General features: G+C 68.8%; 9 protein-coding genes. 4 read left to right on the top strand and 5 right to left on the bottom strand.

What is annotated here, in order from left to right:
* The 4 genes from iniR to H7I57_RS23435 all read left to right on the top strand — a co-directional run.
* On the top strand, window positions 1–1,409 hold a 1,409-nt coding region (gene iniR, locus H7I57_RS23450), incomplete at its 5' end, for an isoniazid response ATPase/transcriptional regulator IniR (RefSeq protein ID WP_264026410.1).
* 136 nt (window positions 1,410–1,545) lie between these two features.
* Window positions 1,546–4,599, top strand: coding sequence for a 4Fe-4S dicluster domain-containing protein (locus tag H7I57_RS23445; RefSeq protein WP_264026408.1), 3,054 nt, complete (start codon window positions 1,546–1,548; stop codon window positions 4,597–4,599).
* Window positions 4,600–4,656: 57 nt separating this feature from the next.
* Window positions 4,657–5,922: a pyridoxal phosphate-dependent aminotransferase gene (locus H7I57_RS23440; RefSeq protein ID WP_372510338.1), complete on the top strand. Its 1,266-nt coding sequence runs from the start codon at window positions 4,657–4,659 to the stop codon at window positions 5,920–5,922.
* Between the two features lie 155 nt (window positions 5,923–6,077).
* The gene (locus H7I57_RS23435; RefSeq protein WP_264026406.1) at window positions 6,078–7,307 is read left to right on the top strand and encodes a YibE/F family protein; all 1,230 of its coding nucleotides are present in this window, start codon (window positions 6,078–6,080) and stop codon (window positions 7,305–7,307) included.
* On the opposite strand, the gene rfbA is transcribed toward H7I57_RS23435, so the two are convergent.
* From rfbA to H7I57_RS23410, 5 genes are all read right to left on the bottom strand, one after another.
* Window positions 7,304–8,167: a glucose-1-phosphate thymidylyltransferase RfbA gene (gene rfbA, locus H7I57_RS23430; protein WP_264026405.1), complete on the bottom strand. Its 864-nt coding sequence runs from the start codon at window positions 8,165–8,167 to the stop codon at window positions 7,304–7,306. The genes H7I57_RS23435 and rfbA overlap by 4 nt on opposite strands.
* The gene (locus H7I57_RS23425; protein ID WP_264026404.1) at window positions 8,167–8,535 is read right to left on the bottom strand and encodes a nuclear transport factor 2 family protein; all 369 of its coding nucleotides are present in this window, start codon (window positions 8,533–8,535) and stop codon (window positions 8,167–8,169) included. The genes rfbA and H7I57_RS23425 overlap by 1 nt, the downstream gene beginning before the upstream one ends.
* Window positions 8,536–8,605: 70 nt before the next feature.
* Entirely contained in the window at window positions 8,606–9,352 is a 747-nt protein-coding gene (locus H7I57_RS23420; protein WP_264026403.1) for a maleylpyruvate isomerase family mycothiol-dependent enzyme, read from the bottom strand.
* 1 nt (window position 9,353) lies between these two features.
* Window positions 9,354–10,685 (bottom strand): cytochrome P450, encoded by a 1,332-nt coding sequence (locus H7I57_RS23415; protein ID WP_275081612.1) that lies wholly within the window; start codon window positions 10,683–10,685, stop codon window positions 9,354–9,356.
* Window positions 10,685–11,008 carry a DUF1330 domain-containing protein gene (locus tag H7I57_RS23410; protein ID WP_264026402.1) on the bottom strand — a complete coding sequence of 108 codons (324 nt, stop codon included), beginning with the start codon at window positions 11,006–11,008 and terminating at the stop codon, window positions 10,685–10,687. Before H7I57_RS23410 ends, H7I57_RS23415 begins: the two co-directional genes overlap by 1 nt.
* Window positions 11,009–11,011: the final 3 nt, after the last annotated feature.

Below are 11,011 nucleotides of genomic sequence, written 5' to 3'. Positions count from 1 at the left end.
CGGCGAGCATTGCGCTGCACGACGGCAGCGCCGCGCAGGCCAATGACCTGTTCCGGTGGCTCGGCCCGGCCCCGGATGCCGTCGTCGCCGCCGCGGCGACGATCACCGCCCTGGCCGCCGGCGACGGGGCCGCGGCACGGGCGACGTCGGACACGCAGACCGCGGGGCCCCCGACATCGACGGCGCGGGCTGCGCGCAGCCTCACCGAGGGGCTGGTCATGACCCTCGACCAGCCGTATCCCGTTGCGGTGGCACGATTGAGCCAGTCCATCGGCGCCGCCTTCAGTTCGTCCGCCGGCCAGTCCGTCGTCATCCCGGACACCCCCGCCGCCCTCGTCACGCTCGCGGCGCTGCACGGTGGCGACCCGGTTCGGGCACGGAGCGTGATCGGGCGTGCGGTGCGCAGCGACGGGCAGGGCGACGGCGCGGATGCGATCTTCGTCACTCATCGGCACCGGCTGCTGCTGGGCTGGGCGCACATGCAGGACGGGCAGCTTCAGGCCGCGGCCGCCGCGGTGCCTGCCGCAGGCGACGCGACGCTGCACCGCCGGGACGCACTGTGGGCGGCCGCGCTGCAGACCGGCATCGCGCGGCGCAGCGGTGACAGCGGCGCGATGCAACAGCACTGGTATTCGGCGATGGAGGTGCTGGCGGAGTATTCGGCCGATCTGTACGCAGTGCTGCCGTTGGGGGAACTGTGGGTGGCCGCGGCGCGGATGCGTCAGGTCGATCAGCTTCAGCACGCCGTGGACGAGGCCTTCGCGCTGCTCGCCGGGTTGGGCGATCCGGTGCTGTGGTCGGTGCCGCTGCACTGGGCGGGCGTGCACGCAGGCATCCTCGCCAACTCGCCGGATGGCGTCGCCCCGCACGGCCAGGCGCTGACGGCCGCCGCACCGCATACGTTCTTCGCGAAGGCGCTGGCCACGGCCGGCCGGACCTGGCTTCGGGTGCTGGCCAACCACGTCGACGGGGACGAGGTGACGGCCGCGGCGCGCGCGCTGGCGCAGTTCGGGCACACGTGGGACGCGACCCGGCTGGCGGGCCAGGCCGCCCTGCAGACCTCCGACCCACGGGTCTCGCAGGCAATGCTGCAGCTGGCCCGAGACCTCAAGCAGACCGTCGCGACCCCGGAGCCGGCGGTCGCCTCACTGCCCGCCGACCGTGGCCCGGTCGCCGCGCCGCAGACCGTCACCGCCCCGCGGCCCGCCGCAGCCCAGCTTTCCGAGCGTGAACGGGAGGTCGCCGAACTGCTGCTGCAGGGCATGCCCTACCGGGATATCGGCGCGCAGCTGTTCATCTCAGCGAAGACCGTCGAGCATCACGTCGCCCGGATCCGCCGCCGACTCGGCGCGGAATCCCGGTCGGAGATGCTGTCGATGCTGCGCGCGATGCTCGCCCCATCACACTGAGCACCGCCGAGTTAGGACAGCCTTCGTAGCGCCGTTTCCCGGCAGGATGCAACTATGAGCTGGCACCGAGCTAAAGTTACTCGACAGTAACATGGTTTAAGTTACCCACGGGTAACCGGACAACCGGAGGACACGCGTGGATACGCAGATGTTGATCAGGATCGTCGTCGGGGTTCTGATGATCGCCGTCGTCGGGGTGTTCGCCGCAAAGCGCGTGCTGTGGCTGACGAAGTTGATCCGGTCCGGTCAGCCGATGAGCGAGTCCAACAACCGCAAGGACCACCTGCGCAAGCGCATCACCACACAGTTCGAAGAGGTGTTCGGGCAGACCCGGCTGCTGCGCTGGTCCGTTCCCGGTATCGCGCACTTCTTCACCATGTGGGGCTTCTTCGTCCTGGCCACCGTCTACCTCGAGGCGTTCGGCCTGCTCGTCGACCACGACTTTCACATCCCGCTCGTCGGCCGGTGGGACGTCCTGGGCTTCCTGCAGGACTTCTTCGCCGTCGCCGTGCTGCTCGGCATCATCACCTTCGCGATCATCCGCATCGTCCGCGAGCCCAAGAAGCACGGTCGCGACTCCCGGTTCTACGGATCGCACACCGGCGGCGCCTGGCTGATCCTGTTCATGATCTTCAACGTCATCTGGACCTACGCGCTGGTGCGCGGCGCGGCCGCCGTCGTCGGCAACCTGCCCTACGGCAACGGCGCGTTCTTCTCCCAGCTCATGGGCGCGATCATGCGCCCGCTCGGCGTGCCCGCCAACGAGTGGATCGAGACGATCGCCCTGCTCGCGCACATCGCGATCATGCTGGTGTTCCTGCTGATCGTGCTGCACTCCAAGCACCTGCACATCGGCCTGGCGCCGATCAACGTGACGTTCAAGCGGCTGCCCGACGGCCTGGGCCCGCTGCTGCCGGTGGAGTCCAAGGGCGAGATCGTGGACTTCGAGGATCCCGCCGAGGACGCCGTGCTGGGCCGCGGCAAGATCGAGGACTTCACCTGGAAGGGTTACCTCGACTTCACCACGTGCACCGAATGCGGCCGCTGCCAGTCGCAGTGCCCCGCGTGGAACACCGGCAAGCCACTGTCGCCCAAGCTCGTGATCATGAACCTGCGCGACCACATGTTCGCGAAGGCGCCGTACTTCCTGGACGGCAAGGAGAGTCCGCTCGAGAACACCCCCGAGGGCGGCCTCGGTGAGAAGGTGCGCGGCGAGAAGCACTCCGAGGAGCACTCGCACGAGCACGTGCCCGAGTCCGGGTTCGAGCGCATCCCCGCCGACTCGCCGCTTCAGGCGACCCGTCCGCTGGTGGGCACCCTCGAGGAGGGCGGCGTCATCGACCCCGACGTGCTGTGGTCGTGCACCACCTGCGGGGCGTGCGTCGAGCAGTGCCCGGTCGACATCGAGCACATCGACCACATCGTCGACATGCGCCGCTACCAGGTGATGATGGAGTCCGAGTTCCCCGGCGAGCTCGGCGTGCTGTTCAAGAACCTGGAGACCAAGGGCAACCCGTGGGGCCAGAACTCCAAGGACCGCACCAACTGGATCGACGAGGTCGACTTCGACGTGCCGGTCTACGGCAAGGACGTCGAATCGTTCGAGGGCTTCGAGTACCTGTTCTGGGTGGGCTGCGCCGGCGCCTACGAGGATCGGGCGAAGAAGACCACCAAGGCCGTCGCCGAGCTGCTCTCTGCGGCGGGCGTGAAGTTTCTGGTGCTTGGCGAAGGTGAGACCTGCAACGGTGACTCGGCCCGCCGTTCGGGCAACGAGTTCCTGTTCCAGCAGCTCGCCGCGCAGAACGTGGAGACGCTCGGAGAGCTGTTCGAGGGCGTCGAGCGGGTCGACCGCAAGGTCGTGGTCACCTGCCCGCACTGCTTCAACACCCTCGGCCGCGAGTATCCCCAGCTCGGCGGGCACTACACCGTGCTGCACCACACCCAGCTGCTGAACCGGCTGATCAGGGACAAGAAGCTGGTTCCGGTCAAGTCCGTCGACTCCAACGGTGACGGCGGAGCGGACATCACCTATCACGACCCCTGCTACCTGGGTCGGCACAACAAGGTCTACGACGCGCCGCGGGAACTGATCGGGGCCTCGGGGGCGAAGCTGACCGAGATGCCCCGCCACGCCGACCGCGGTCTGTGCTGTGGCGCAGGCGGCGCGCGGATGTGGATGGAAGAGCACATCGGCAAGCGCGTCAACCAGGAACGCGTCGAAGAGGCCATGGACACCGGCGCGTCGAAGATCGCCACCGGGTGCCCGTTCTGCCGGGTGATGATCACCGACGGCGTCGACGACGTCGCCGCCGCCAGGGACGTGGAGAAGGCCGAGGTCCTCGATGTGGCCCAGCTGCTGCTGGGTTCGCTGGACAAGGCCACCTTCACGCTGCCCGAAAAGGGCACGGCCGCAAAGGAAGCCGAAGAACGGGCGGCTCGCGTGGCGGCGACTGCCCCGGCGAAGACCGACCGGCCCGCAGCCGACGAAGCTGAAGAGGCCGCCCCCGCGGAGGCCACGAAGTCGGGGGCCGACACCACCACGGAAGCCGAATCGTCGACAGCCTCCAAGCCCGTGACCGGACTGGGCATCGCCGGCGCCGCCAAGCGCCCCGGCGCCAAGAAGGCCGCAGCCGACACCGCGGCCGACGACAAGCCGGCGGCAGCAGCACCGGCACCGAAGGGTCTCGGCATCGCCGGCGGGGCCAAGCGGCCCGGCGCCAAGAAGGCCGCGGCCGCACCGGCCGAATCCGCCTCTGCGGCCCCCGCCGAGGCCAAGGCCGAGGCGGCTCCTGCCAAGGCGCCCGAGGTCAAGGCGCCCGAGGTCAAGGGCCTCGGCATCGCCGGCGGCGCCAAGCGCCCCGGAGCGAAGAAGAAGGCCGCACCGGCAGCGCCTGCCGCCGAAGAGCCGTCGACATCCGAAGCACCGGCAGAGCCCAGTGCGCCGGCCGCACCCGAACCCGAGGTGAAGGGTCTGGGTCTCGCGCCGGGTGCGCGCAGGCCGGGCGCCAAGAAGGCGGCGGCACCCGCGAAACCCGCTGCGGCACAGCCGGAGCCGTCTCCCGTGCCGACCGGCGACGGCGACTCGGCACCGGCACCGTCCGACGGCGGCGCGGCGGCACCCGCCAAAGAGGAGCCGCCGGTCAAGGGTCTAGGACTGGCCAAGGGTGCCCGACCGCCGGGCAAGCGGTAGGTCACCGTCCGGCCTCGGATTCCTATTTCATTCGACACCGATGGGACGATGGTGCCCATGAGCACTTCGCACCTGCCGTGGCACGCCACCGGCCAGCACGGGCGGCAGCGCACGTTCTCGCAGTCGAGCAAGCTGCAGGACGTGCTGTACGAGATCCGCGGGCCGGTCCACGAGCACGCGTCGCGGCTGGAGGCCGAGGGGCACCGGATCCTCAAGCTCAACATCGGCAACCCGGCGCCGTTCGGCTTCGAGGCGCCCGACGTGATCATGCGCGACATGATCGCTGCGCTGCCCTACGCGCAGGGTTATTCGGATTCCAAGGGCATCGTCAGCGCCCGCCGCGCGGTGTTCACCCGCTACGAACTGGTCGACGGGTTCCCGCGCTTCGACATCGACGACGTCTACCTGGGCAACGGCGCCTCCGAGCTGATCACGATGACGCTGCAGGCGCTGCTCGACAACGGTGACCAGGTGCTCATCCCCGCTCCGGACTACCCGCTGTGGACGGCGTCGACGTCGCTGGCGGGCGGCACCCCGGTGCACTACCTGTGCGACGAGACCCAGGGCTGGCAGCCCGACATCGCCGATCTGGAATCCAAGATCACCGACCGCACCAAGGCGATCGTGGTGATCAATCCGAACAACCCCACCGGCGCGGTGTACTCCCGCGAGGTCCTCACCCAGATAGCCGACCTGGCACGCAAGCACGAGCTGATGCTGCTGGCCGACGAGATCTACGACAAGATCCTCTACGACGAGCGGCAGCACATCGCGATGGCCACCGTGGCGCCCGATGTCCTGACGCTGACCTTCAACGGCCTTTCCAAGGCCTACCGGGTGGCCGGATACCGTTCGGGATGGCTGGTCATCACCGGCCCGAAGGAGCACGCGACGAGCTTCATCGAAGGCATCAGCCTGCTGGCGAACATGCGGTTGTGCCCGAATGTGCCTGCGCAGCATGCCATCCAGGTGGCCCTGGGCGGCCATCAGAGCATCGACGACCTGGTGCTGCCCGGGGGCAGGTTGCTGGAGCAGCGCGACGTGGCGTGGACGAAGCTCAACGAGATCCCCGGGGTGTCGTGCGTGAAACCCGAAGGCGCGCTGTACGCGTTCCCGCGCCTGGATCCCGAGGTCTACGACATCGTCGACGACGAACAACTCGTCTTGGACCTGCTGCTGCAGGAGAAGATCCTGGTCGCCCAGGGCACCGGGTTCAACTGGCCGACACCGGATCACCTGCGGATCGTGACCCTGCCGTGGGCCCGTGACCTGGCGAACGCGATCGAACGGCTCGGCAACTTCCTGGTCAGCTACCGGCAGTGAGTGCCCGCCGAATCTGAAGTTCTGCTCGACTCCTGGGTGAAAGTTCGCGCACAAGTTCAGTTTCGACGGAGCAGGGGCAGGGATCCGGCCACCGCGCTGAGGCCAGACCGTCGCGTGGCCTCGGGAGTCCAAGGACCGACCTCTACCCTGTCCGGGTGGCGCACTCACATTCGCATTCGCTGGACGGCCCGTCGCCGCTGGGTCCGCTCGCGGCCAAGATCGTCGTCGGCCTGCTGACCGCCTGCGGCGTCGCCGTGCTGATCGGTGCGGCGCTGTTGTGGCCCACCGCGCAGCGGGCGGACATCCCGTTGCCGTTCCAGAACGCCGCGGGCGGCGCGGTGACCACCGAGTCCGGTCACGTGTTGTCCAGCAGCGCCGCGGTGTGCGGGAGCCCATCGGCAGGCGCGGTGCTCACCGCGGACCCGGATCGGGGCCAGGGTGAGGCCGCTGCATGCGTCCACGTGCTCGTGGCGATCGATTCCGGGCCCAACCAGGGCGCCAATACCCTGCTGGAGTTCAGCGGCGGGCCCGGCCAGCCCGTCCTGGCCGTCGGTGACGACATCCGCATCAGCCGCCAGGTCGACGACGTCGGCGCCACCAGCTACGCCTTCTACGACTACGAGCGAACGTGGCCGCTGGCCGCGCTGGCCGCGGTGTTCGCGGTGGTGATCGTCGCGGTGGCCCGGTGGCGCGGTCTTCGCGCGCTGGTCGGCATCGTCATCGCGTTCGGGGTGCTGGTCGTGTTCCTGCTACCGGCGCTGCGCGACGGCGCCCCGGCCGTACCGGTCGCGGTGGTGGCGTCCGCGGCCATCCTGTACGCGGTGATCTACCTCGCGCACGGCGTGAGCCTGCGGACCAGCGCGGCCCTGCTGGGGACCCTGGCCTCCCTGCTGCTCGCCGCGGTGCTGTCCTGGGGGGCAATCGAACTGACCCATCTCACCGGCCTGTCCGAGGACCAGAACAACGAGGTCGCCGCCTATCTGGGGAATGTGTCGATCACCGGCCTGCTGCTGGCGGGCTTCATCATCGGCTCGCTCGGTGTGCTCAACGACGTCACGGTCACCCAGGCGTCGACGGTGTTCGAACTCGCCGGGATCGAGCAGAGCAGCCGCCGCAACATCTTCGTCGGCGCCATGCGGGTCGGCCGCGACCACATCGCCAGCACGGTCTACACCCTGGTGCTGGCCTATGCGGGCAGCGCATTACCTCTGCTGCTGCTGTTCAGCGTCGCCAATCGCTCGCTCGGTGACGTGCTCACCAGCGAGAGCGTGGCCATCGAGATCGCCCGCTCGGCGGTGGGAGGTATCGCGTTGGCGCTGTCGGTGCCGCTGACCACGGGCATCGCCGCGGTGCTCGCGACGCCGCCCGGCGCACGTCGGGCCTAGCGCTCCAGCAACTCCAGCAGATACGCCCCGTAACCGGACTTGAGCAGGGTCTGCGCGCGGGCGGCGAGCGCGTCGTCGTCGATGAAGCCGACCCGCCAGGCGACCTCCTCGGGCACGCTGATCTTGAGCCCCTGCCTGCGCTCGATGGTGCGCACGTAGTCGCTGGCGTCCAGCAGTGAGTCGAAGGTCCCCGTGTCGAGCCAGGCGGTGCCGCGGGCGAGCACCTCGACGGCCAACCTGCCCTGGTTGAGGTATGTCTGGTTGATCTCGGTGATCTCGTACTCTCCGCGGGCCGACTTGCGCAGCGACCGTGCGATGTCCACGACGTCGTTGTCGTAGAAGTACAGGCCCGGCACCGCGTAGTGCGACTTGGGTGTCTTCGGCTTCTCCTCCAGCGACAGCGCCGTGCCGTCGGCGGCGAACTCGACGACACCGTACGCCGACGGATTGGCCACCCAGTACGCGAAAATCGCTGCACCGCTGACGTTCTGGAATCGGCTCAGGCTGGTTCCCAACCCCGGACCGTAGAAGATGTTGTCGCCCAACACCAGTGCTACCGAATCCGACCCGATGTGGGAGGCGCCGATCACGAACGCCTGCGCGAGGCCGTCGGGTTCGTCCTGAACCGCGTAGGTCAGATTGACACCGAAATCGGAGCCGTCACCCAGCAACCGGTGAAAGCCCGACGCGTCGCGCGCCGTCGTGATCACCAGGATGTCGCGGATGCCCGCCATCATCAGCGTGGACAGCGGGTAATAGATCAGCGGCTTGTCGTAGACGGGGACCAACTGCTTGCTCACACCCATCGTGATCGGGTACAGCCGGGTGCCCGATCCGCCGGCCAGGATGATCCCCCGCATCAGCCGGTCAGGTCCGCTTCGGTCAGTTCGGTGGCGGCCAGCGCGGTGGCCAGGTCGTCGTGCCGGAACATCGAGGTGACGTGGTCACGGACCACCCGAAACGCCGAGGCCGCCGTTCCTTCTTCCCCGGTGACGGAGATGATCCGCTGTTCGACGACGACGACCCCGTCGTTGACGTAGATCCGCCCGGGCTCGGCCTTGACGTCGAGCGCCTGCGCCCACTCGCGCAGGGCGGCGTGCCCCTGGGCGGCGCCTGCGGCGTCACCGATCTCGATGTCATCGCTGGACAGCGTCAACAGAGTGTCCAGGTCGCCGGCGTTGAGGGCGTCGTGCCAGGCGAGGACGGTGGCCATCTCCGAAGTGGTCATGCCGCGAAACTACGCCACATGTTCGTCTCCGACGAAGTGCCCCATGTTCGTCTCCGACGAAGTGCCACCCTCAGTACGGCGTGCTGTTCAGCCAGGCGTCCCAGACGGCGGTGTCGCCGAACACCTCGAGACCGGCCTCGGCCGCGGTCTTGCGCCGGACGGTGGCCAGCAGGAGCTCGGTGACGGGGCCGCGCAGCGCCACACTGCCTTTGCTGTGGCTGTGCGACCACCACACGCCGTCGTCGTCGTGGACGACGGTCCACTCCCCCGTGGGCCCCAGCTTCTCCTCGGTGGCGTGGAAGTGGATGGACTGTCCGGGGTCCAGCACGACGGGGTGCCGTTTGTCGTAGCACACCCGCTCGAGCCACTCGCTGAGCGCATCGCCGGCCAGTTCCGGTGACAGCTCGAACTCGGACCCCAGGGCCAGCGCCGCATCGGCGCGGTGCACGGTCGCCTCGTGCAGCCGTCGACGGATCCACCATCCCGCGGGCCGCGGGCCCAGGAACGTCCACACCCGGGCGTCGGCACCGACCCGGTTGACCGCGTCCACCATCAGTTCCGCGCCGCGGTTGAGCCAGTCGATCGCGGCGTCGATGTCGTCGGGCGGTTTGCCGTCGTGTACGTCACGCGGGTCCAGCGGCTGGTTGCGGTGTTCGATGACGATCTGTGCGGCCCAACGGTTTCCGCGTCCCACGTGACGGAAGAGATCTTTGAGGGTCCACTCGCCGCACGTCGGAACGGGTGTCGCGGGGTCTGCCGACCTGATCAGTTCACCGAATGCTCGAGTCTGCTCGAGCAGGGCTGCTCGGAAGTCCACGTCATGAACCTATCGCGGCGCGCGTCTTTCCAAGCGTGATCGGCAAGGTTGACCAACCCCGCAGTACCCGGGTGTCGCGCCGGCTGCCGGCGCCGGCCAGCCGAGCGTCGGGATAGCGCTCGAAGAACGTCCGCAGCCCCACCTCGCCCTCGGCGCGGGCCAGCGCGGCACCCAGGCAGAAGTGCCTGCCGGCCGAGAACGAAAGGTGCTTGCCGGCATTCTCCCGCTCGATGTCGAAGCGGTGCGGATCGTCGAACACCTTGGGGTCACGGTTGGCCCCGGCGAGGTGGATGATGACCAGTTCACCGCGCTTCACCGCGGTGCCTGCGACCTCGACGTCCCTGCGGGCGATGCGTGCGCTCATCTGCACCGGAGAGTCGAGCCGCAGGATCTCTTCGACCGCGGTCGGCCACAGCTCCGGGCGCGACGACAGCGTCTGCAGATGCTCGGGGGTGTCGAGCAGCATGCGGATGCCGTTGCCCAGCAGGTTCACGGTGGTCTCGAACCCCGCGGCCAGCACCAGGCCCGCAGTGGCCTGCAGTTCGCGTTCCGTCAGCCGGGCGCCTTCGTCGGAGTCCTGGCTGGCCTGGATCAGCTGGCTCATCAGGTCGTCGCCGGGGTTGCGGCGCAACTGCTGCAGGTGCTCGCCCAGCCAGTTGTTGAAGCCGACGAGGCCGCGGTGCACCTGCATGTACTGCTGCCAGGACAGCCCGATGTCGAGGCTGGGCGCCCCGAGTTCCCCGAAGTGCAGGATGTGCTGGCGGTCGCGCTCGGGCACGCCGAGGATGTCGCTGATCACCGCGACCGGCAGCTGGGAGCAGTACCGCGCAACCACGTCGACCGGGCCGGATTCCCCGTCGAGGCCGTCGAGCAGCTGGTCGGCGGTCTGTTGGACGCGGTCGCGCAGCGCGGCGACCGCCCGTGGGGTGAACACCGAGGACACCAGCTTGCGGCAGCGGGTGTGGTCGGGCGGTTCGATCGACAGCAGCGACGGCGGCTCGATGGGGTGCAACAGGTCGGGGTGGGTTTTGCGGTTGATCCAGCGCAGCGGCTGGGGCAGGCCGGACCCGAGCGCCGAGACGTGGAAGTCGTCGGACCGCAGCAGCTCGCCTGCCACCTGATGGTCGAAGGTCAGCAGGACCGCGCGGCACCGGATGAGCGGGCCCCGGTCGCGCAGTTCGTCGGCGAACGCGGCGGGATCGGCGCGGACGTCCGGGTCGGAGATCAGCCGGGCCTGCGGGTCCCCGCCGCGCCGGGTGCCGATCTTGGACATCCCGCGGATCACGCCGTGCAGGGCCAGCCACCGGACTCGCTGGCGCAGATCAACTGCCATCAGACGAGTTTAAGCAGGGGCCGCAGATCGGCCAACGAGTCGAAGAGATGCCAGATGTAGGACGACGAGCCGTTCTCCCGATGGGCGTGCAGGTCGGCCAGGTCCGGATCGTTTCGGTAGCTGTCGAACGCGTCCTTGGAATCCCACTCGACGAGGATCAGCACGGTACGCGGTTCGATGTCGCCGGTGACCGACTCGCGGAACTGTCCGAGCGCGACGACGCGGCCGCCGTGCTGCGCGACCTCCTTCGGCGAGCGCCTCGAATACGCCAGGTACTCGTCGGGATCGGCGATGTCGAACAAGTTCAGCGCGTACACGGTCATGGC

It is taken from the genome of Mycolicibacterium pyrenivorans (assembly GCF_025821625.1).
Classification (GTDB): Bacteria; Actinomycetota; Actinomycetes; order Mycobacteriales; family Mycobacteriaceae; genus Mycobacterium; species Mycobacterium pyrenivorans.
The sequence above is the reverse complement of the archived record's forward strand: the minus strand, read 5'-3'. Positions and strand labels throughout refer to the sequence as shown.